General features: G+C 30.9%; 25 protein-coding genes. 15 read left to right on the top strand and 10 right to left on the bottom strand.

Annotated elements, in window-relative coordinates:
• Positions 1-19: 19 nt before the first annotated feature.
• Together N5D03_RS09450 and pafA are read right to left on the bottom strand one after the other, a co-directional pair.
• On the bottom strand, positions 20-931 hold the full coding sequence (locus tag N5D03_RS09450) for a linear amide C-N hydrolase (protein WP_280051483.1): 912 nt from the start codon (positions 929-931) through the stop codon (positions 20-22).
• A 136-nt stretch (positions 932-1,067) separates the two neighbouring features.
• Entirely contained in the window at positions 1,068-2,714 is a 1,647-nt protein-coding gene (gene pafA, locus N5D03_RS09455) for an alkaline phosphatase PafA (protein ID WP_280051484.1), read from the bottom strand.
• Between the two features lie 104 nt (positions 2,715-2,818).
• Here pafA and N5D03_RS09460 point away from each other — a divergent pair, with 104 nt between their 5' ends.
• The gene (locus tag N5D03_RS09460) at positions 2,819-3,271 is read left to right on the top strand and encodes an SRPBCC domain-containing protein (protein WP_115000556.1); all 453 of its coding nucleotides are present in this window, start codon (positions 2,819-2,821) and stop codon (positions 3,269-3,271) included.
• Positions 3,272-3,321: 50 nt separating this feature from the next.
• Here the strand turns inward: N5D03_RS09460 and N5D03_RS09465 are convergent, their stop codons facing one another.
• Positions 3,322-3,528, bottom strand: coding sequence for a hypothetical protein (locus tag N5D03_RS09465; protein WP_038334195.1), 207 nt, complete (start codon positions 3,526-3,528; stop codon positions 3,322-3,324).
• 136 nt (positions 3,529-3,664) lie between these two features.
• On the opposite strand from N5D03_RS09465, the gene fumC reads away from it, so the two are divergent.
• From fumC to N5D03_RS09480, 3 genes are all read left to right on the top strand, one after another.
• Complete coding sequence (fumC, locus tag N5D03_RS09470; protein WP_180904387.1) at positions 3,665-5,062, top strand: class II fumarate hydratase; 1,398 nt, start codon at positions 3,665-3,667, stop codon at positions 5,060-5,062.
• A 128-nt stretch (positions 5,063-5,190) separates the two neighbouring features.
• Positions 5,191-5,625 (top strand): MbcA/ParS/Xre antitoxin family protein, encoded by a 435-nt coding sequence (locus tag N5D03_RS09475; protein ID WP_038334185.1) that lies wholly within the window; start codon positions 5,191-5,193, stop codon positions 5,623-5,625.
• 2 nt (positions 5,626-5,627) lie between these two features.
• The gene (locus N5D03_RS09480) at positions 5,628-6,080 is read left to right on the top strand and encodes an RES family NAD+ phosphorylase (RefSeq protein WP_280051486.1); all 453 of its coding nucleotides are present in this window, start codon (positions 5,628-5,630) and stop codon (positions 6,078-6,080) included.
• A gap of 58 nt (positions 6,081-6,138) precedes the next feature.
• Here the strand turns inward: N5D03_RS09480 and N5D03_RS09485 are convergent, their stop codons facing one another.
• Both N5D03_RS09485 and ffh read right to left on the bottom strand, forming a co-directional pair.
• Positions 6,139-8,541 (bottom strand): heavy metal translocating P-type ATPase, encoded by a 2,403-nt coding sequence (locus N5D03_RS09485; RefSeq protein WP_280051487.1) that lies wholly within the window; start codon positions 8,539-8,541, stop codon positions 6,139-6,141.
• Positions 8,542-9,145: 604 nt separating this feature from the next.
• On the bottom strand, positions 9,146-10,507 hold the full coding sequence (ffh, locus tag N5D03_RS09490; RefSeq protein ID WP_038334138.1) for a signal recognition particle protein: 1,362 nt from the start codon (positions 10,505-10,507) through the stop codon (positions 9,146-9,148).
• Positions 10,508-10,623: 116 nt separating this feature from the next.
• Between ffh and N5D03_RS09495 the strand changes: the two genes are divergently transcribed.
• Entirely contained in the window at positions 10,624-10,986 is a 363-nt protein-coding gene (locus N5D03_RS09495; protein WP_038334136.1) for a hypothetical protein, read from the top strand.
• A gap of 55 nt (positions 10,987-11,041) precedes the next feature.
• On the opposite strand, the gene hemB is transcribed toward N5D03_RS09495, so the two are convergent.
• Entirely contained in the window at positions 11,042-12,037 is a 996-nt protein-coding gene (gene hemB, locus N5D03_RS09500) for a porphobilinogen synthase (protein ID WP_038334133.1), read from the bottom strand.
• 196 nt (positions 12,038-12,233) lie between these two features.
• Here hemB and N5D03_RS09505 point away from each other — a divergent pair, with 196 nt between their 5' ends.
• The 3 genes from N5D03_RS09505 to N5D03_RS09515 all read left to right on the top strand — a co-directional run bounded on the left by N5D03_RS09505 (position 12,234) and on the right by N5D03_RS09515 (position 14,605).
• Positions 12,234-12,692, top strand: coding sequence for a hypothetical protein (locus tag N5D03_RS09505; RefSeq protein WP_280051489.1), 459 nt, complete (start codon positions 12,234-12,236; stop codon positions 12,690-12,692).
• Positions 12,693-12,735: 43 nt separating this feature from the next.
• Positions 12,736-13,422, top strand: coding sequence for a tRNA (guanosine(37)-N1)-methyltransferase TrmD (gene trmD / locus N5D03_RS09510; protein ID WP_280051491.1), 687 nt, complete (start codon positions 12,736-12,738; stop codon positions 13,420-13,422).
• A 184-nt stretch (positions 13,423-13,606) separates the two neighbouring features.
• Positions 13,607-14,605, top strand: a complete 999-nt coding sequence (locus N5D03_RS09515; protein WP_280051493.1) for a DUF6438 domain-containing protein — start codon at positions 13,607-13,609, stop codon at positions 14,603-14,605.
• Between the two features lie 37 nt (positions 14,606-14,642).
• Here the strand turns inward: N5D03_RS09515 and N5D03_RS09520 are convergent, their stop codons facing one another.
• The 3 genes from N5D03_RS09520 to N5D03_RS09530 form a co-directional block, all read right to left on the bottom strand.
• Positions 14,643-15,428 (bottom strand): alpha/beta hydrolase, encoded by a 786-nt coding sequence (locus N5D03_RS09520; RefSeq protein WP_280051495.1) that lies wholly within the window; start codon positions 15,426-15,428, stop codon positions 14,643-14,645.
• A 75-nt stretch (positions 15,429-15,503) separates the two neighbouring features.
• The gene (gene def, locus N5D03_RS09525) at positions 15,504-16,205 is read right to left on the bottom strand and encodes a peptide deformylase (protein WP_038335809.1); all 702 of its coding nucleotides are present in this window, start codon (positions 16,203-16,205) and stop codon (positions 15,504-15,506) included.
• Positions 16,202-16,615, bottom strand: coding sequence for a DoxX family protein (locus tag N5D03_RS09530; RefSeq protein WP_180904370.1), 414 nt, complete (start codon positions 16,613-16,615; stop codon positions 16,202-16,204). The genes def and N5D03_RS09530 overlap by 4 nt, the downstream gene beginning before the upstream one ends.
• Before the next feature lie 124 nt (positions 16,616-16,739).
• Between N5D03_RS09530 and N5D03_RS09535 the strand changes: the two genes are divergently transcribed.
• On the top strand, positions 16,740-17,555 hold the full coding sequence (locus N5D03_RS09535) for a hypothetical protein (protein WP_280051497.1): 816 nt from the start codon (positions 16,740-16,742) through the stop codon (positions 17,553-17,555).
• A 97-nt stretch (positions 17,556-17,652) separates the two neighbouring features.
• Positions 17,653-18,081 (top strand): hypothetical protein, encoded by a 429-nt coding sequence (locus N5D03_RS09540; protein WP_280051499.1) that lies wholly within the window; start codon positions 17,653-17,655, stop codon positions 18,079-18,081.
• A gap of 244 nt (positions 18,082-18,325) precedes the next feature.
• Here the strand turns inward: N5D03_RS09540 and N5D03_RS09545 are convergent, their stop codons facing one another.
• Positions 18,326-19,426, bottom strand: coding sequence for a PorV/PorQ family protein (locus tag N5D03_RS09545; protein WP_280051500.1), 1,101 nt, complete (start codon positions 19,424-19,426; stop codon positions 18,326-18,328).
• Between the two features lie 105 nt (positions 19,427-19,531).
• On the opposite strand from N5D03_RS09545, the gene N5D03_RS09550 reads away from it, so the two are divergent.
• The 5 genes from N5D03_RS09550 to N5D03_RS09570 form a co-directional block, all read left to right on the top strand.
• Positions 19,532-20,272, top strand: coding sequence for a CDP-alcohol phosphatidyltransferase family protein (locus tag N5D03_RS09550; protein WP_280051502.1), 741 nt, complete (start codon positions 19,532-19,534; stop codon positions 20,270-20,272).
• Positions 20,269-21,027 (top strand): 3'-5' exonuclease, encoded by a 759-nt coding sequence (locus N5D03_RS09555; protein WP_180904396.1) that lies wholly within the window; start codon positions 20,269-20,271, stop codon positions 21,025-21,027. The genes N5D03_RS09550 and N5D03_RS09555 overlap by 4 nt, the downstream gene beginning before the upstream one ends.
• A gap of 3 nt (positions 21,028-21,030) precedes the next feature.
• Positions 21,031-21,639 (top strand): fumarylacetoacetate hydrolase family protein, encoded by a 609-nt coding sequence (locus N5D03_RS09560; protein WP_038334221.1) that lies wholly within the window; start codon positions 21,031-21,033, stop codon positions 21,637-21,639.
• Between the two features lie 9 nt (positions 21,640-21,648).
• Positions 21,649-22,107 (top strand): hypothetical protein, encoded by a 459-nt coding sequence (locus N5D03_RS09565; RefSeq protein ID WP_152606127.1) that lies wholly within the window; start codon positions 21,649-21,651, stop codon positions 22,105-22,107.
• A gap of 66 nt (positions 22,108-22,173) precedes the next feature.
• Positions 22,174-22,437: hypothetical protein (locus N5D03_RS09570; protein WP_280051503.1), on the top strand; the 264-nt coding region annotated here is incomplete at its 3' end.

Genomic DNA, 22,437 nt, shown 5'->3' on the forward strand with positions numbered 1-22,437 from the left:
TATTGATTAATTTTTCGATCTAAATTCCAACAAATGTAAATGGTTTTGTATCACTAAAAAGTTGTGAAGTTTCGCCAGCATACGTTTCATTTTTACTTACGCTTAATCGTTTTGTTTTTGCATTTTTACCAAAATCAATTTTCTTTAAATCAACCCAAAATGTATTTGGAGTTTTTGTAGTTTCAAAGTAATAAACAAGATTTTTATGATCAGAAACTGATCTCCATCTTGTAGACGATATGTTAGGTTCTGCTTCTGAAGAAATTCCTAACGGAACCGATACATTTCTGATAACACTAAAAACACTTGCAATAGAAGTGCGAGTATCAGCGGTTTGCGGAATTGCATTAATGTAATATGATGCTCTTACATAACGATCAGCAGCTCTGTTAGTTCCTGGTAACATAATTGTTCCTGGAATCCCTTTCCAATATTGATTAATTGCTAATTGCTCATCAAAAACTGGAGAATTTGTCATTACTGTATAAGAAGGATCATGGTGTATTTTTAATTTCCCGTTTACATATTCGAAAATTGCATTGTCTCCATTTGCATCAGAAATTGAAAGATGTAAAGTTGTAAATTTTTGAGTACCTGGAATGTAGTCAGAAACAATTACAAATTTTTCTTTTCTCAAATCATCTACAGCTTCTTTTACTGTAGCATAATTATCTAAAACATATTGTGCCCAAGCTGCAATTGTAACACCTGGCTTTGTTCCTTTTGGATTAAATTGAGGATACTGGCTTTCTACTAACCACAAAACATTCGCAACAAGTCCTTTTTCGTTCATGCCATCTGTTGTCGCAATGTCCCAAGCACTTGCAATTACACTTCCGTATTTTGAAGTCCATTTTTCCGAAGCATTTCCAACGTTGCCAGATCGATCTATACCTCTAGGAAAAACTAATATGAGCTTATTATTTATCAAAATAATGTTATAGATGTTAATCGTTAATTTCTTTAATTATAAAATTTAAACAATTGAAATAGAGTAAATAATAATTATAGAAACAAAAAAAAACGCAACTAATTAAGTTGCGTTTTTAGAATTATCTTTTATAAGATTATTTTGGATTTGTTACTTCAGAAACTGGTTCGCCAATATTTCCGTTTGGCTCTTCTATATGTAGCAAAGCGGCAACTGTAGGTGCGATATCTGTCATATAAACACGGTTATTATTTTTACCATGTTTTATACCCCAACCCATCAAAACAAATGGAATGTGAGCATCGTAAGCCCCCCAAGTTCCGTGTGTTGTTCCTCCAGCATTTTGTTTTCCGCCGTACCATTGTGGTTCTAAAATATAAGTAATAGCACCGCTACGTTTACGATTGTAACCGTTAACCATTCGTTCTTTGATAATCGCAGGAATAGAAGCTTCTCCAATTTTATCCATATCAGCTACGAAAGAAACACCATCAACTTTTTGCATAAACTTTACGATTTCTTCTTTGATATCTTCTTCGTCTAATTTATTTTGTTCGATCGTTTGATAATTCAAATGAACCTGATAATTTGTTAATGAGCGTACAATATCAGTAGATTTGAATTTCTCTTGTAATTTAGCGTTTAATCCTTTTTTTACTTCTCCAGTTGGAAAGTATCCTGCATTACCTTTTTTATCTTGGAAATATTTAGGATTATGAGCTCCACCATGATCTGCAGTCAAGAAAACTAAATATTGTCCTTTTCCAACTTTTTGGTCTAAGTGATTAAATAATTGTTCCAAATCTTTATCTAAACGCAAATAAGTATCCTCAGCTTCGATTGTATTTGGCGTAAATTGATGTCCAACATAATCGGTAGAAGAAAAACTAACCGCTAAGAAATCTGTAATTCCTTTCTCGTTTTGACCTAATTTTTCGTTATCAATAATTTCGATTGCGATATCTTTTGTCAACGAATTTCCGAAAGGAGTAGAGCGAATCAAACCTAAACCATTGTCTTTTTTCAATGCTTTCAAATCATAAGGAAATTGCATTTTATCCAATCCTTTATAATTTTCGCGGTATGGATTTCCATCTTTTTCACTTTGTACATACGTATCAATCGGGTAAAGTGTGTTCCATTTGTCTAAATATTTTTCAGCAACTTTTTTATCATTGAATTTTTGCAACCATTTTGGCAACTCATTCATATAAAATGTACTCGAAACCCAATTTCCTGATTCCCCTTCAAACCAAAAAGCAGCATCAGCAAAATGACCTGCAGGTAATATTCCTCCACGATCTTTTAACGAAACTCCATATACTTTTGAACGAAAATTTGTTGCTAATTTTAATTGATCAGTAACTGTAGATGTCAACAAGTTTTTTGGAGACATTTTTCCAGCTTTTGAAGAAGTACCAACCCCATTTACAGCGTCATCTTGTGTACAATACATTTCTTGTCCTGTTGCTTGAATGATAAAATCGTTCCCAGCAATTCCGTGAATAGCAGGTACAGAACCCGTATAAATAGTACTATGACCAATAGCTGTATAAGTAGGTATATAAGGAATATAGGTGTTTTCGTTGCTAAAACCTTCGTTTAACATACGATTGAAACCTCCTGTAGAATATCTATCTTGGTAACGATATAAATAATCCCATCGCATTTGATCGACAACGATACCAACTACTAGTTTTGGACGGCTAACCTCTTGTTGCGCATATAGCGAAAGACCAGCAAATAGTCCTAAAACACTTAAAAAAGTTTTATTAAATTTCATTTTAAAAATTTTACACATAGCAAATGTAACAATTAAATTTTGGGCTAAATTTAAATAATAATTAAAAAATTAGTAAATTAAACAAAATCATAAAAAAATAGAATATGAGTGCAAAGCCTGTAGAAATAGTAGAAATTTTTGATGTTTCAATTGATAAAGTGTGGAATGCCTTAACGACAAAATCTGCTTTTGATAAATGGTATTTTGATATTAAGAAGTTTGTTCCAGAAGTTGGATTCGAATTTGAGTTTTATGGCGGATCGTATTTACATCACTGTAAAATAGTAGAAGTAGAGCCGACTAAATTGTTAGCTTATACATGGAAATATCCTGTCTACGAAGGAAATTCTGTTGTTACATTTATTTTGGATGAATTAACAGATGAAATTGTTCCGCAAACAAAATTAACGCTAATTCATGAAGGAATTGAAACTTTTCCGCCTGATGATAAAAATTTCTCGCGCGAAAGTTTTGAAGCTGGTTGGACAGAAATTATCCGAATTAGTTTGAAAAATTATTTGGAAGGAAATTATGAAGAAGATTCGAAAGTCGAATAAATAAAAAAAGGAACTTCGTCAAGTTCCTTTTAATTTTTTTTTACAGCTTATTATTTTTTGAATAATACTGTGATTCCTTCTTGATTTGGTAAAATCGGACGAGGATCTTCTGCTGTTACTATTCCAGCTTTTTCTTTTCTTAAATTCGCAACCCAAAATGGAATCCAAGAAATAGCCATCGTTGCAAAAAAGATGATACCCCAGAATCCGCATAAAGCGATTGTTAAGAATAATAAGAAACCTAAAAATTGAATCATGATTTTATTTTTATGTGATACAAACTTAGTAAATAAAATTTATAGAAATACTAACATTAATCACTTTTCTTTCATCAAACGATTTCTTAAATTTGTGAGATAAGTAAACAATATATAAATAATAAAAAATACCAAAATGGAATACAGAATTGAGAAAGACACCATGGGGGAAGTAAAAGTTCCTGCAGATAAATACTGGGGTGCTCAAACAGAACGTTCTCGTAACAACTTTAAAATTGGTCCTGCGGCTTCTATGCCTCACGAAATTGTAGAAGGTTTCGCATACTTAAAGAAAGCTGCTGCTTATGCAAATGCTGAATTAGGTGTTTTACCAGTTGAAAAACGTGATGCTATTGCTGCTGTATGTGACGAAATTTTAGCAGGAAAATTAGATGATCAATTTCCTTTAGTAATTTGGCAAACAGGTTCAGGAACTCAATCTAATATGAATGTGAATGAAGTTGTTGCTAATCGTGCGCAAGTTTTAGCTGGATTCAAAATTGGAGAAGGTGAACCAGTTCTTAAAGCGAATGACGACGTTAACAAATCTCAATCTTCTAATGATACTTTCCCAACAGGTATGCACATTGCTGCTTACAAAGCAGTTGTTGAAGTAACAATTCCAGGTGTTGAGCAATTACGTGATACATTAGCTAAGAAAGCTGAAGAATTTAAATCTGTTGTAAAAATTGGTCGTACACACTTAATGGATGCAACGCCATTAACATTAGGTCAAGAGATTTCTGGATATGTAGCGCAATTAAATCACGGTTTAAAAGCTTTAAGAAATACACTAGAGCATTTATCTGAAGTTGCTTTAGGTGGAACTGCTGTAGGTACAGGTCTTAACACGCCAGAAGGATACGATGTTTTAGTTGCTAAATACATTGCTGAATTTACAGGTCATCCATTTGTAACAGCAGAAAATAAGTTCGAAGCATTAGCTGCTCACGATGCAATCGTAGAAACTCACGGAGCTTTGAAACAATTAGCTGTTTCATTAAACAAAATTGCAAATGACGTTCGTATGTTAGCTTCTGGACCTCGTTCAGGTATTGGAGAAATTATCATTCCAGAAAACGAACCAGGATCTTCTATCATGCCAGGTAAAGTAAATCCAACTCAATGTGAGGCATTAACAATGGTTGCAGCTCAAGTTATGGGTAACGATGTTGCGATTACAATTGGTGGAACTCAAGGTCATTACGAATTGAATGTTTTCAAACCAGTTATGGCTGCAAACTTCTTGCAATCTGCACGTTTATTAGGAGATGCTTGTGTGTCTTTTGATGAGCATTGTGCGCAAGGTATTGAGCCAAATTATGCTCGTATCAAAGAATTAGTTGATAATTCATTAATGTTGGTTACAGCACTTAATACAAAAATTGGTTACTACAAAGCTGCTGAAATTGCTCAAACAGCTCACAAAAATAACTCAACGTTAAAAGAAACTGCAATCGCATTAGGGTATGTAACTGCTGAAGAATTTGACGAATGGGTAAAACCAGAAGATATGGTTGGTTCTTTGAAATAAGAAATTTTAAATCATTATATAAGAAGAGGTTGCCTAAGCAGCCTCTTTTTTTGTTAAATTTATTTAAATTTGAGAAAAAGTTCCTTTATTAAGTGGAAAAATTGTAACTTTAGTAAAAGTTTAGAATTATGGCAACTGTTAAACTAAAAAAATACGAACAAATCATAAATGAAATCCCTGAAGTAAGAGATTTTACGAGTGTTTATTTTTACGTAAATCGTTATAATATTGATCAAAAATACATTCAATATCTTGATGAATTATCAACGCTAAAAGACGAAATAATCTCAAGTTGGTTAAATATCACAACGCGTACCTACAGAAATTACAAAACAAAAGATGTATCTCTTAAAGACAATACAAAAGAGCATATTGTTTTATTGATTTCTTTATACAAGCACGGTTTGGAGGTTTTCAATACAAAAGATGATTTTGAGAAATGGTTAACAACGCCTAATGTTTTGTTAGATAAAAAATCGCCAGCAGATTTTCTTGATACAGTTTCAGGTCTCAAATTTATCGATAATCGTTTGACTGCGATAGAATACGGAGAAAACGTCTAACAATGTTAGTTTACAATATTCGTAAAGCGAAATATTCAAAATCATTACAAGCTTCTGGAGTTGCCAACAGATGGAATAAAAATGATGAATTTGTTATTTATGCAGGAAGTTCTCGCGCGCTTTCAACCTTAGAATTGGTGGTGCATAGAAGTTCTATTAGCATTGATAACTCGTACAAATTATTAGTGATAGAAATTGATTGCGAAGAAGATGAAATTTATGAAATTAAGAAGCCTAAATTACCTAGGAATTGGCAATCTGTAGAGGCTTATCCCGAGTTACAAGAGATTGGTTCTGCTTGGTATCAGGATTTTAAATATTTGGTTATCAAAGTTCCATCGTCAATCATTCCAAAAGAATATAATTATTTAATCAATACAAAACATCCTGATTTTTCTTCAAAGGTTAAAATCAAAGAATTAGAAGATTATAATTGGGATGATCGTTTGTTATAAAACACAAAAAAATCGACTAAATATTTAGCCGATTTTTTTATGAATATTTTAAAGTTTTTTAAATCTTTTTATACTTTAACAATAAACTATTTGTTACAACACTTACACTACTCAAAGCCATTGCAGCACCAGCAATCATAGGATCTAACAAAAATCCATTAATTGGATAAAGTACTCCAGCAGCGATTGGAATTCCGATTACATTGTAAATAAATGCCCAGAATAAATTTTGATGAATTGTTTTGACTGTTTGTGTTGAAAGATTAATCGCATGATCGATTTTTGTCAAATCTCCTCCAATCAATGTAACTTCTGCCACATCAATCGCTATATCAGAACCATTTCCCATCGCAATCGAAACATCTGCTTGAGCCAACGCTGCACTATCATTAATTCCATCACCAACCATTGCGACAACTTTTCCTTTTTGTTGCAAATCTTTGATAATATTCATTTTATCATTTGGTAAAGCATTTGCGACAACTTGATCAATTCCGACTTGTTTTGCAATTGCATTTGCCGAAAATTCATTGTCACCAGTTACCATCCAAACTTCAATTCCTTTTTCGTGAAAAGCATTAATAGCTTCAACAGAAGTAGCTTTTATTTCATCAGAAATTCCAATTAATCCCAAAACTTTTTCATCATTTCCAAAGAAAGAAGTGGTATAATTTTTAGTCGAAAAATCTTGAATAGCTTGTTCAACCTTTTCATCAATCTGAATATTTAATTCAGTAATCCAACTTGTTTTTCCAACATAATAAACGTTATCTAAAACATTTGCTTTCAATCCTTTTCCAGATATATCTTCAATTTTTAGTTCAGGTAAAATATCTTGCTTACCAATATGTTCTATAATCGCTTTTGCTAAAGGATGTTGCGAATTATTTTCGATTGTATAAAGTACATTTTTAGCAGAATCATCAAACCAAATCAATTCTTGTACTTTCGGTTTTCCTTCGGTAATTGTTCCTGTTTTATCTAAAATAATTGTATCAATTTTCTTCGCTAATTCTAAACTTTCGGCATTTTTGATCAAAATTCCTTGCTCAGCACCTTTTCCCATTCCAACCATAATCGCGGTAGGCGTTGCCAATCCAAGTGCACAAGGACAAGCAATAACAAGCACAGTAATCATCGATAAAAGTGCCATTGTAAAAGCATTTTCTTGACCTAAAATTAACCAAGTAATAAACGTTAAAATTGCAATAATAATCACAATCGGAACAAAAACACCTGCAATTTTGTCTACCAATTGTTGAACTGGCGCTTTACTTCCTTGTGCATTTTTTACTGATTGAATAATTTGAGACAAAAGTGTATCATTCCCTACTTTCAAGGCTTTATATTGAATAGGAGAGTTTTGATTTAAAGTTCCTGAAAAAACATTCGCATCAATTCCTTTTTCTACCGGAATTGGCTCTCCTGTCAATGAACTTTCATCGATAAAAGATTCTCCCGAAACAATAATTCCATCAACCGCAATTTTATCTCCAGGTTTTGCAACAATCAAATCGCCAATTTGTACATCTTCAATCTTCACTTCAACCTGATTTCCATCTTTCACAACCAACACAGTATTAGGTTGTAAACCGATTAATTTCTTGATCGCTTCGGAAGTATTTCCTTTCGCACGTTCTTCCATCAATTTACCAATCAAGATAAAAACGATGATTAAACCAGCAGCCTCGAAATAAGGATGCGCGTGTAAACCTTTGCTGTGCCAATATTCTGGAAATAATGTATTGAAAACGCTAAAAAGATAGGCTACACTAGTACTCAAAGCAACCAAAGTATCCATATTAGCCGATTTATTTTTCAATTGTTTCCAAGCCCCGACGAAAAATTGTTGTCCAAAAATGAAAAGAATTGGCGTAGAAAGTGCCCACATAATGTAATTTCCGTAAGGCATATCCATAAAAAACATTCCGATAATAAATAAAGGAACTCCAAATATTAGCGCCCAAATCACTTTATTTTTCAGCGTTTTATACTTTTCTTCGTGAAGTTGTTCTATTTCTTCATCTTGATTTTTAGACTCATCAATCACCAAATCATAGCCAACTTCTACTAAAGCATTTTTCAAATTTTCTGGAGAAACAAGAGTAGGAATGTACTCGATTTTTCCCATTCCATTTCCGTAATTCACCTCCGCATTTACAACGCCCAACTGACGATTAAGATTTGCTTGAGAACTGCTTGCGCATGAAGCACACGTCATATTGAGAACGGGATACGATTTTTCGACAGAATCTATTTTGAAGTTATTTTGCTTTAAAATTTCATAGATTTTAGGTGAGACTTTCCATAATTTTTTTGCCGAAACATTAATCGTTTTAGCATCTAAATTCACAGTATATTCATCAAGATTTTCTATTTCAGAAAGTAATTTATTGATGAGTTCAACATCTTTTTCTGAATTCAAATTGGTAATCGGTATAGTAAGTGTTTGTGCATTCATAAGAGTAATTTTATAGGACAAATTTCCAAAGATTTTGGCAAGAAAATATTATATAATTAGAGGTTAAAGTTACACTTTTTACCAATTACTTTAAAATGATATTAAAACGTTTTACGCCATCATTTTGTTGATAATACAAATAACCATAATCTTAGGAGGTTCGAGTTTTTATTTGATGAATCGAACTTTAACTGTAAGTGCAAATGAATTGATGATAAAAGACGTTTCTGAAGATTATTTGGATTATTTAATTTTGGATAATTAGAACATATGGATATTCCGATAGGATATCTAAATTCTATAAAAATATCTAAATAGGAGATTGTTTAAATCCTTACTTAACATAATAAAGATTATTAACATTAATATTTCATAGAAATAATAATGTTATAATATATATTATGTTAAATTGAATAAACTTATACCACTAACTTATATTTAATGTTGCGTTTAAATATTTTTCATTAAATTTATAATTAACAAATTGAACCAATCCTATGTTGATGGTTCAAATGGTTCAAACTTAACGTTTACGAAGCAAAAATAAAATCTATAAAAAAACCTCCAATAATTTGGAGGTTTTTAGTTATATATATAATTGATATTACATTTTTGGCATTCCTGGGAATCCACCTGCAGGCATATTTTTAGACATTGTTTCCATCATCTTTTTACCATTTGCAGAATTCATAAATTTCATCATTTTACCCATTTCAGAGAATTGTTTCAATAATTGATTCACTTCTTGTAAAGATGTTCCAGAACCAGCTGCAATTCTTTTCTTACGAGAATTATCGATAATATTTGGATTTTGACGCTCTTTTTTCGTCATTGAGTGAATAATCGCTTCAACACCTTTAAAAGCATTGTCGTCAATATCTACATCTTTCAACGCTTTTCCAGCACCAGGAATCATTCCAACCAAATCTTTCATATTACCCATACGTTTGATTTGCTGAATTTGTTTTAAGAAATCATCAAAATCGAAGCTATTTTTTGCAATTTTCTTTTGTAAACGTTTTGCTTCTTCTTCGTCAAATTGCTCTTGAGCACGCTCTACTAACGAAACAACGTCACCCATTCCCAAAATACGATCAGCCATACGTTCTGGATAGAAAACATCTAAAGCTTCCATTTTCTCACCAGTAGAAATAAATTTGATTGGCTTGTCAACAACCGTTCTAATCGTTAATGCAGCTCCACCACGTGTATCACCATCTAATTTTGTTAAAACAACTCCATTATAATTCAATACTTCATTGAAAGCTTTTGCAGTATTCACCGCATCTTGACCTGTCATAGAGTCTACAACAAATAAAGTTTCGGTAGGATTAACTGTTTGGTGAACGCGACGAATTTCATCCATCATTTGCTCATCAATCGCCAAACGACCAGCTGTATCAACGATAATTACATTATTTCCGTTTTGTTTTGCTTGTGCAATCGCTGATTGAGCAATTTCTACAGGATTTTTGTTTTCTAAATCAGCATAAACATCCACACCAATTTGCTCTCCTAAAACTTGTAACTGATTGATGGCAGCTGGACGATAAACGTCACCAGCAACTAATAATACTTTTTTGTTTTTCTTAGTTTTTAGGAAATTAGCTAATTTACCAGAAAAAGTTGTTTTACCAGAACCTTGTAAACCAGCTATCAAAATAATTGTAGGATTATCGTCTACTTTCAGTTCAGTAACCTCACCTCCCATTAATTTTGCTAATTCATCATGAACAATTTTTACCATTAATTGTCCAGGATTAAGCGACGTAATTACGTTTTCACCTAAAGCCTTTTCTTTTACAGTATTTGTAAAATCTTTTGCAACTTTATAACTAACATCGGCATCAACAAGGGCTCTACGCACCTCTTTTACGGTTTCAGCAACGTTAATTTCTGTAATTTGTCCTTTTCCTTTTAAGGTATGTAATGCTTTATCTAATTTATCCTGAAGATTTTGAAACATTTTGAGTCAATTTTAGGACACAAATATAAAAAAATTATACCGAATAATATAAAATCACACAACAAGGGTTTTAATTAAGTTATAATGATTAACTTGCGTGCTCAAATTTTGGTTGAATGAAAAAAGGTTTAGTACTATTTTTATTCTTTGTTACTGGGGTGGTTTTCAGTCAAACAAAGAATAACCAAACTTATTATTTTTTTTCCATCGCTTATGGACAAGATAATGAAGTTTATGTGACAGATGTTTATGAAGCAAACATCGATAACAAGGATATCTACGGCAAATTAGCAGATAGATATACAAAGTTTCAGAATTATTTATTGAAAAATGGAACGATTAATTCTTTAAAAGAAATTCAAACGGGTTACGAAAAGAATTATCAGAAAAAAGAACAAGCTGAAGCTGAACAAAAATATTTTCTATCTACATTAGAAAAACAACAATTTACAGCGAAAATGATTAATTATTCGCTTTAAAACACAAAAAAACCACTTCAAATGAAGTGGTTTTTTATTTCTATTTTGAACTAATTTATTGATCATTCAATAATCTTGCAGCTTCTTTTGCAAAATAAGTTGAAATTAGGTCTGCTCCTGCTCTTTTAAAACATGTTAAAGACTCTAAAATAACTTTATCATTATCTAACCAACCTTTTTCTACAGCAGCTTTTATCATTGCATATTCTCCAGAAACTTGATAAACTGAAACTGGAACTTGTAAATTATCTTTCACTAATTTCACGATATCCAAATAAGCCATACCTGGTTTTACCATCAAAATATCTGCACCTTCTTCCACATCCGCAATCGCTTCGCGCAAGGCTTCTTGTGAATTATGGTAATCCATTTGATAGGTTTTTTTGTCTTTCGGAATTTCTTGAGAATCAACTGGCGCAGAATCTAAAGCTGTACGGAAAGGTCCATAAAAAGATGATGCATATTTCGCAGCATACGTCATGATTCCTACATTATGAAAACCGTTTTCCTCCAACGCAGCACGCATCGCTCCTATTCGACCATCCATCATATCAGAAGGCGCAACAAAATCTGCACCAGCTTCTGCATGAGATAATGTCATTTTTACCAAAGCATCAACTGTTTCATCATTAATAACTTCTCCATTTTTGATGATTCCATCGTGACCATAAATTGAATATGGATCTAAGGCAACATCAGGCATTACAATCATTTCTGGAACAGCATCTTTAATTGCTTTGATAGTATTTTGCATCAATCCGTTTGGATTCCAAGCCTCTTTACCTGTGTTATCTTTTAAGTTATCACTAACTTTACAATATATGTTAACTGATTTTATACCTAAATCCCAAATTTCTTTTACTTCTTTTACAGTATTGTCAAGAGATTGGCGGTAAATACCTGGCATTGCTGCAATTTCTTCCTTCACACCTTCTCCTTCAGCCATAAAAATTGGTAAAATAAAATCGTTTGGTGACAAATGATTTTCGCGAATCATACTACGAATTGATTCATTTTTGCGTAGTCGTCTATGTCTGTTATATAAAAACATTTGATTAAAATTTTAGACAAATTTACTCGATTTCATTTGAATAAGGCTAATGAATAATATCAATTATATTTATTAATTTTAAAAGAAAATCAATCATTTGAATAATCTGTTAAAATATTTGTTATTCATCATATTATTTGGATTAATTTCTTGTAATAAAAGCAATTATAAAACGATTCAATTTAGAAGTTTTTCTATGGAAATTCCGAAAGATTGGAAAAAAGTGAAATTAGGCGGAATTGATTCTGAAGTTGGAGGTATTATTACTCCAAATAATGATACATTAATTTATAATTATGGTTTACTTGCAAGTAGTGATTATAATTTTAGCAGTGAAATAACTGATACTATTTTTACGACTATCTTAAAAAAGAATCCTGATTTAGAATTGGAGAAAATCTCTGAGTTATATATCAATAAACTTCATAAAACAAATATTGATTCTATTGTACAATCAAAATATCAGATTTCTTATATTGTTATTGATCAACAAAAAGCAAAACTTATACAATCAAATCCTCATAAATTAATCGCAGTTTATATGGATACTATTAAAAACTCAACTTCAAAATTTAATTTTATTGGTTACAATTTAGATGAAAAATCACAAGAAGAATTTATAAATTCTGTTAAAACAATCAAATTCAAAAAATAGATTTAAACTTGCGCAAACGTAGCTAAACAAATATCTTTGCAGCATGCGAATAGATATTATCACTGTTTTACCCGAATTATTAGTTAGTCCATTTTCTGCCTCGATTATGAAACGTGCGCAAGACAAAGGTTTAGCTGAAATTCATGTTCACGATTTGAGAGATTTTGGAAAAGGACGTTATCGTCATGTAGATGATTATCCGTACGGAGGAACTTCTGGAATGGTGATTATGTGCGAGCCTTTGGACAAAATGATTTCGAAATTGAAAGATGAACGAACTTATGATGAAATTATTTATTTGACGCCAGATGGTGAAACGTTGAATCAAACAATTGCGAATGATTTGTCGTTGAAAGGAAATCTTATGATGATTTGTGGACATTACAAGGGAATCGATCAACGTATTCGAGATATGTATGTGACGAGAGAAATTTCGATTGGCGATTATGTACTTTCGGGTGGAGAATTTGGCGCAATTATTTTGGCTGATTCTATTATTCGATTGTTACCAGGCGTAATTGGAGATGAGACTTCTGCCCTTTCAGACTCGTTTCAAGATGATTTGTTGGCGCCACCAATTTATACGCGTCCGGCCGAATATAAAGGTCTTAAAGTTCCTGATGTTTTACTTTCGGGTAACTTTCCTAAAATAGAGGAATGGCTGCATGAACAAGCAATTGAACGTACAAAAGAGCGTCGCCCAGATTTGTTAGAAAAAAGATTAAAATAAACTAAAAAAAGCTTCCTAATTGGAAGCTTTTTTTCATAAATAAATTATTGTATCTTAATTCAATATATTATTTATGAAATACATCTATTTTTTTATACTTATATTATCTTTTAATTCTTGTAAAAATAATTCCGAAGCTGACAATAAATTATTAGAACAAATACAAGGGTACTGGTCAACTAAAATGGCAGTTTTAGATCCAGTTATTTATAAATTCGATCAGGATTCAATATATAATAATAAAGGATATTATGATGGTATCTATGAAACTTATGGAATTCGAGAGCATAAAAAATTTATACCTACTAAATTTTTAGGTAATTCAATCAAATTCAATGTAAAAGATTCAACAGTTCATTATTTTGATTCTATCAGTAAACCAAAACCATTTTTTAAAATTTTATCAATAAATAAAGAAGAAATGGTTATCAAATATAATAATGATTCGAGTCTTGATACACTTGGAAGAAGAGATAATAATACCAAAAATCCATTAGATTATGATCAAATTATCTATACGACAAGTGGTTGTTATGGAAGTTGTAGTATAATAAATATCGCTATTCAAAAAAATGGAACTATTATTAGCGCTAATGAAGCTTTTAATGGAAAAAAGGGCGTTTTTGAAGGTAAATTAGATAAAAAATTTCATCAATTTTTAGAGCAGAAAATTAATGACGCAGAATTACTTTCATTAAAAGATAATTATGAAGAACAAATTACAGATCAATCAGAAGATTTGTTACTTGTCATAAAGAAGGATAAAATTATAAAATCGATACGTGTTTATGCTTATCCAATGAATCCTTCTTATTCGAGTTTAGAATTAGCTCTTACTTATTCAGGTTCTTTAATGAATAATAAAAAGAAATACCATGAATCTGAATACTTCCCACTACTCAGTTTAATCAATATTAATGGAAAACAATTAAGCAAAGCACAAACTTTCTTATTTTCGACAGAATTAATGAAGCATCCTTCAAATAAAATATCAATAAAAAATCAACAAACCTATAAAACACAATTTTATTACTATTATTTTGGTGGAGAATTAGGAGAAATTAATCCTTGTAAATTACTTAGTATAAAAGGAAATGGTCAACAATTTGAATTAACTTTTGAAAATAATCAAAAACATTATTACGATTTAGGATATAATTTTATACAACGATATATAGACTAAAAAAAGCTCCCTAATTAGAAGCTTTTTTTAGTTTATTTTATTTAATTCGATGAATATATTCAATTACTTTATCGTTAAAAATTTGTGGTTGATCGACATTCACGACATGTCCACAATCTTCGATAACAATCAATTCTGAATGTTTGGTATGTGCTTTTATTAATTCCTGAATCGAAGGCAAAAACATATGATCTTCTGCTCCCATCACATATAAAGTCGGAATATTCAATTCAACTTTTCGAAACCATTTTAGCAACGGATTGACATCCGCAGTAAGTTTGAACCATTTCAAAAATTCTTTTTGATACAATTTTTTCGCTTCATTGATAAATAATAACCTTGATTCTTTGTGCGTATTTTTTGGCATGATAGCGAAAGCAAAAATTCGATACAAGATCAAATAAGGCAATATATGTTTGAACGTATTTCCAACATTAATCAAAAATTGACATTGGAAATTAATTTTCATAATAGCGCCTCCCATCACCATTGATTTGAATCGCTCCGAATAATCTTCTGCCAATTGTCGAATTACAATCGTTCCCAAAGACATCCCAACAAAATGTGTTTTATCAATATTTAAATGATCTAAAACATCAATGACGTCTTTTGAAACCGATTTGAACGTATAACGTTTTTCGAAAAGTGATTTCAAGTTTTTCTTAGAACGTCCGTGTCCTCTCAAATCCATTAACAAAACATTAAAATGTTTGCGAAATTCACGCAATTGTTTGAACCAAATCGTAGAACTTCCTCCTGCTCCATGAACAAAAGTCACCCATTCTGTACTCGTTGGATGATTATATGTAGTGTATGCTAACAATTTTCTAAATAAGTTTTTGCAAAATTAAACTAAAAACTATGCCAAGCATAATAATTTCTACGTTTTAAGAAATTTTTAATCTTCATCATCGTCGTCATCTATAAAAGAACCTGCCTTTTTCAAGTAAAAAACATCGTTCATTACTTCAGCTTTCACATAATTTAGCTTTTCTTGCTCTTTCATTCGATCCGTAAATAAAGTTCCTGTTAAATGATCGTATTCGTGCTGAAAAATAACCGCTGTAAAACCTTCTACCGTTTCATCATGAAAATTTCCATCCAAATCATAATACTCCAATCGAAGAACCAAGCTTCTATACACTTTTCCGAAAATATCAGGAATAGATAAACAACCTTCACGACCGTGACGAACAATGTCCGAATACCAAGTAATTTTTGGATTGATAATAAACTCAAAAGGTTCGCCTTCTTTATCAAAACGTTGCACCCAAACCGCGTTGCGATTAATCCCAATTTGCGGAGCAGCAATTCCAACACCTTTACTCGCCTCATCTTGTACAGTCGCATACATACGATCGGCCAATAATTTGATTAACGGATCTTTTGGATCAATATCAATAGAAATTGATTTTAAGATTTTTGTATCTGCATTCGAAGTCGTTAATAAAACACGAAAAGGATCATAGGATTTCTTTTCTTTTATTAATGTCGTTTCTGCCTTTGTTAATGGCGTATAAACAATGTTTTTCATATTTTTTGATTGAGCAAATAATGCAGAAGTACAAATTAATAAGCTATAGGTTAATGTTTTTATCATTTTTTAAGAATCAATTTGTCTAAAGAATATTTTCCTGCGCCTGATAAAAATATAACTAAATAATTGATTAAGTAGAATAATCCCAATTCTTTTTTACCAAAATCATGATCTGCATGCACGATAAATACAGCAACTAACATTGTAATGATTAGTGGAATTACCGCCAAACGAGTAAATAATCCGACCAAAACTAAAAAAGCACAAAGTATTTCCGCAAAAACAGTTAAACCTAAAGAAATTTCTGGTCCAAGTCCAATTGGATCTCCAAATTCGAAATTTCCATTGATTAATTTTTGCAATTTTCCGAATCCGTGTGTAAACATAAATCCACCAGCAGCTAAACGTACTAATAACAATGATAAATCGATAAATGCTGGTTGATTTCCTAAAAGTTTAAATTTTGTGCTCATTTTTTTATTTTTTTTTCAAATATAAGTTCTAGTTTTTACGTTCACCTTTAAATAGATCAAGAAATCTACATTTTTGGATTAATTTTGGTTAATCTTTCTATTCAAGAATAAAAAAATACAACATATGTTAAAAAACATTGCTTTAATTACGATATTATTTTCAGGATTTGCATTTGCTCAAAAATCTGAATTACAGCAAAATGATGTTTTAGGAAATCCAACTTTTATTGAAGAATCGATGCAAAAAGCACGTATTCGCATGAAGTTTATCGAAGGTTACGAAACCGAATATTACACAAAATCAACGTATAATAAAGATGGAAATCCAACAAAATGTGATTATTTTGATGAAGCTGGAAATAAAACTTTTGCTGAAACATTTAATTATAATGAATCGAATAAATTGATTTCGAGAGAAATGAAAAACAATGACGAAAGTTTAGTTTTCAATTTTGATTACGAATATACAACAGATGGTTATATCGTGACGAAAAGCGAAAATGATGTTAATGTTTCTAAAACGGAATATAAATTAGATCAAAATCAGAATGTAACTTACGAAAGAGAAACTAATTTATTGGAAGATTCGGATGTTTTTATCGAGAAAACGTTTCAATATCAAAATGGATTTTTAGTCAAAACATTGGTGAAATATAATCAAGGAACTTATACGTTGAATTATAAAAATGACGCAAAAGGCAATCCAATAGAGGAAACTTATGTAGACAAAGACAATAAACAAGTCAATAAATATGTGCGAAAATTTGATGAAAACAATAATATTATCGAAGAAACGGTGCTTGATGAAGCAGGAAAAGTAAAAAATATATCAACGATTAAATATCAATACGATAATCACAAAAATTGGACAAAACGCACACAATACTCCAAAGATATCGATCAACCAATTTCAAATACAACAAGAACAATACGTTACTAAAAATATAAGAGCCAAAACTAATTTGGCTCTTTTTTATTTGATTATTTAACTAAATGTCATTAAATTTATTCAAATCAATCATTTAACTTCATATATTATGATCAATAATGTGCAAGAATTTAATCGACTTTTTCAGTTATACCAAAAAGATAATCGTTTCAATTTGTACATAAATGATTATCCTAAAAATGAATTTTTGTATCAATTCTATTCAGATGAAATTGAAGATTTGAATATAGAATATGTTGATTCTACTTCAAATTCTATCAAGAAAATCCATAATTATCGCGCAAAATTAAGTGATTTTTTTCAGCCCGAAGAGCTTCCAACATTAGAGATTAAATCAATTTCTGGTTATTTTAGTCATTTTGATTTCTATTTTATGACCAATGAAAAAACCTTTTTATTTAACTATATTCACCGCGATTTTTTGTCTCAATTAATTGATATTCTTCTTGCTGAATTAGATTGTAATTTTATCAGCCGATTAAAGACTGAACTTTTAATCAATTTAGAGTACGATTAAATTTTTTGTTAAACTTTTTTCAGCGATATTTATTCGTTTTGAGAAGATTATTAAGATTTATTTTTTGCGAAGACTGATCCAAAATATAATGTTTTATGGGAGTCTTATTTTAATTGGACAACAATTGAAACAAGGAAAAATTCGATGTTACAAAGCCCAAACGCTTTTGGAAACACTTGACAGAGTATAAAATATCAATATTCAGAAAAATATACCTATCAATATAATTATGGGTAAAACTTATTTATCTCCATTTATCCATCTCGAAACGAACAGAAAAAATGTTAGAATATAATCCCAAACCGCTGTCTCCAAAGTTTGTCAAAGCATAATCAATCGAGATTCCTTTGTATTTGAAACCTACCCCAACATTTGGCTGAATTTGAGTTTTATCTTTTCCATCAAATTGCGAAATTTTCTGTAAATTATTCAATCCTCCACGTACAAAAACCATGTCATCATAACCTAATTCAAGACCAACTTGTGGCGAAATCGAAAATCCTTTTCCAGAAATTGCAGCATTAGTTTGTTGAAATTCGATATTCATATCAATCTCTCCCAACAGCGAAACTCGTTCATTAAAATCGAAACGTTTTCCAACTCCAAATTGCAATTTAGGCATTGTTAATTCGATATTTTCTCCTGGCAAATCATTCAAAATTGTTGGCTCACCTTCATTACTTGGCTCATCAACTGTAATTTCTTTTACCTTTTCTTTGTTGATACTCCATGCATTGAAAGTTGTCGTAATATCACGTGCCATCAAACCAAAATACATTTTATTATCAGTACGATATTGCAAACCAAGATCAATTCCGAAACCAAATCCTTGCGCAAATTTCCCAATATGACGATAAACAATTTTAGCATTTGCACCAAACTGAATATCTTTATTGTTGAACACATTTCCTGCATAAGACATCGTCAAAGCATAATCTGCTGTAGAAAATTTAGAGATTTTATCGTAATTAATATTTCCTTGATTATCAATTAATTCTGTCGTATTCAGAATATCATCAACACCAAAACGCGTAAGCGAAAATGCAATCGTAGAATTACTTTCTCTCAACGGAATTGCAACCGCTGCATAATCAAATTTCGCAATCGACTGAAAATATTCAGCATGCATTGCTGCAGCTTCCCAATCATAGGTAATTTCCGTTAATCCAGCAGGATTCCAATAAGCCGCATTAGCATTTCCAATATTCGCCACAACCGCATTACCCATTGCAAACGAGCGCGCATCTGCACCAATATTCAAAAACTCGTTCGAATATTTGCGTGTGGTTTGAGAAAAAGCAAATTGACTTGCTAGAACAGATAATATAAGGAATGTCTTTTTCAAAATTGATGAATTACGAATATAAAAACTCAAAAATAGTGGTTTTATTGTGTTTAAAAAGGATTCAGATTAATTTTTGTTTGTACTTTTGTGATGAAAAATTCATTTATGAAATTATTTACAATTCCAAATTTTCTAACACTACTTAATCTTTCATGTGGTGTATTATCAGCCATTTTCATGATTTCGAGCAATGCTCAAATCACAACTACCACAGTTACAATTGTGATGGTTTTGATGTTGATTTCATTAGTTGCTGATTTTTTGGACGGAATGGTTGCACGACTAATGAATATTGGTAGCCCGATTGGAAAAGAATTGGATTCTTTGGCAGATTGTATTTCGTTTGGTGTTGTACCAGGATTGATGTTATTTTCGATGTTTAATCATTTTTCAACTGATTTTATTTATGAAAATGAGAATTTAAAAATTGCTGCAATTTCATTATTAGCTTTTTTAGTTCCTGCTTTTTCGGCGTTACGATTAGCAAAATTTAATTTAGATGAAGATCAAGCAACGTATTTCAAAGGTTTGGCAACACCATCAAATACCTTATTTATTTTCTCATTATTTTCTATCTATTACAATAATGGACAAATTATAAATCCATCTGTTGATCCGTATTTATTAATTGCCGTTTCTATTGTATTTAGTGTTTTATTAATTGTCGATTTACCATTATTTGCCTTAAAATTTAAAGGATTGAGTTGGGCAGAAAATTATTATAAATATATTTTCTTAATCATTACATTAGGTTTAGTGGCTTGGTTGCAAGTTGCTGCAATTCCGCTAATCATCTTATTGTACATCCTTATCTCAATCATTTTTAGAAAAGAAATTACAAAATGAAATTAACTAAAAATATCTGTTTCTTTGATTTAGAAACAACAGGAACTAATGTTTCAAAAGACCGTATTGTCGAAATCTCTATCGTAAAAGCTTTGACAGATGGATCGAAAGAAGTAAAAACTTGGAAAGTTAATCCTGGAATTCCAATTCCACCAGAAACAACTTTAATTCACGGAATTTCTGACGAAGATGTTGCCGATGCGCCTTCTTTCAAAGAGCTTGCTCCTGCGATTATGGAAATGATTAAAGATTCTGATTTGGCTGGATACAATTCAAATCGCTTTGATATTCCGCTTTTGGCAGAAGAATTATTGCGTAACGGGTTTGATTTTGATTTATCAAAACATCGTCCAATTGATGTGCAAGTGATTTATCATAAAATGGAACCTCGTAATTTGAGCGCTGCTTATAAGTATTATTGTGATAAAGATTTGATTGATGCACATTCTGCGGAAGCTGACACAATTGCGACTTACGAAGTTTTGATGGCGCAAATCGAGAAATATGACGAACTTGAAAATGACAATAAATTTTTGAGCGAATTTTCATCTCAACGTAAAACGGCTGATTTAGCTGGATTTATTCAGTACAATGATAAAGACCAAGAAATTATTTCGTTTGGTAAATATAAAGGACAAGTTGTGACGGATATTTTTGCGAAAGATCCAGGTTATTATTCGTGGATTCAGAATGCTGATTTTCCTTTATATACAAAGAAAGTTTTTACACGAATCAAATTACAAAACGGTTTTTAAGCGATGAAAATTATTTGTGTCGGACGAAATTACGTCGAACATGCAAAAGAATTAAATAATCCAATTCCAGAATCTCCAATGTTTTTCATGAAACCAGATTCTGCAATTTTGAGAAAAGGTTTTCCTTTTGTGATTCCAAGTTTTACGAAAGAAGTTCATTTCGAAACGGAAATTGTGATTAAAATTGATCGAGTTGGAAAAATGATTCAGCCTCAATTTGCAGATCGTTATTTCTCAGAAATCGGTTTAGGTATTGATTTTACAGCGCGCGATGTACAACAAGAATTAAAAGAAAAACGTTTTCCTTGGGAAATTGCAAAAGCTTTTGATGGTTCTGCATTTGCTTCGGATTTCTATCCAAAAGAAAATTTTGATTTAGAGAATTTAGCGTTCAAATTAGATCGAAATGGAGAAAACGTGCAAACAGGAAATTCAAAAGATATGATTTTTCATATCAATACGTTGATTGCAGAATGTTCTAAATATTTTACCTTGAAAAAAGGCGATTTAATTTTTACAGGAACGCCAGCTGGAGTTTCTAAAATCAATTCAAAAGATACCTTAGAAGGTTATTTGAATGATGAAAAAGTATTCGAAATAAAAGTGTTGTAATCATTAAAAATGAAAAACATATTTTCATTTATTATTATATTTTTATTGTTTTCTTGTAAAAAAGAAAACAATATTGTTACACCTATAATTCACGAGAATGTAACAACAATGAATTCAATTTCTGATAATTACGATTCGATTACTACAAAAGTGAAGAAACTTGGTGATGAAGAAGCTTATTCAGAATTATTTTATCATTTAAAAGATTCAAATTTTGAAGGTAGAACAGATTCTTTAATGGTTTATTCAAAAATAATGGCAGAAAAATATCACTTTGAAAAAGCTTATATAGATTATTTGGATGCTATAACTGAGAAATATGGAATAGAAAATGATATTGGAAATTATTCAACAATTAATCTTTCACAATTAAAATCTAAAGAAAAGCAGGAAATTATTGATTGGCTTTCTAAAATGGTTGAAAAAGGAATAATTACAGAAAAACAATTTCAAGAAGTTAAAAAATAATAAAAGAGCGAAATTTCGCTCTTTTATTGTTTATACCACTACCTTTAATCAGAAATAAAATTAAAAATGGAAGACTATATAAAAATTGAAGAAAAACTACAAAATGATTTTGATTTATTGAAATCGAAAAAGAATAGAATTAGCAATATCAGGCTTATTGCATTTATTATTTCAGTTGTATTTTTCTTGCTTTATGTTACGTCGAGCAACAATTTATATTTGATTATTTCTTCTATTTTATTTATTGTTTTTATCATTTTAGTAGTTAAAACTTCTAAAATTTCTTCGCAACTTAATTATTCCATCCAAGCATTAGAAATTATTAATCAA

It is taken from the genome of Empedobacter sp. GD03861 (genome assembly GCF_029840885.1).
GTDB lineage: Bacteria > Bacteroidota > Bacteroidia > Flavobacteriales > Weeksellaceae > Empedobacter > Empedobacter falsenii_B.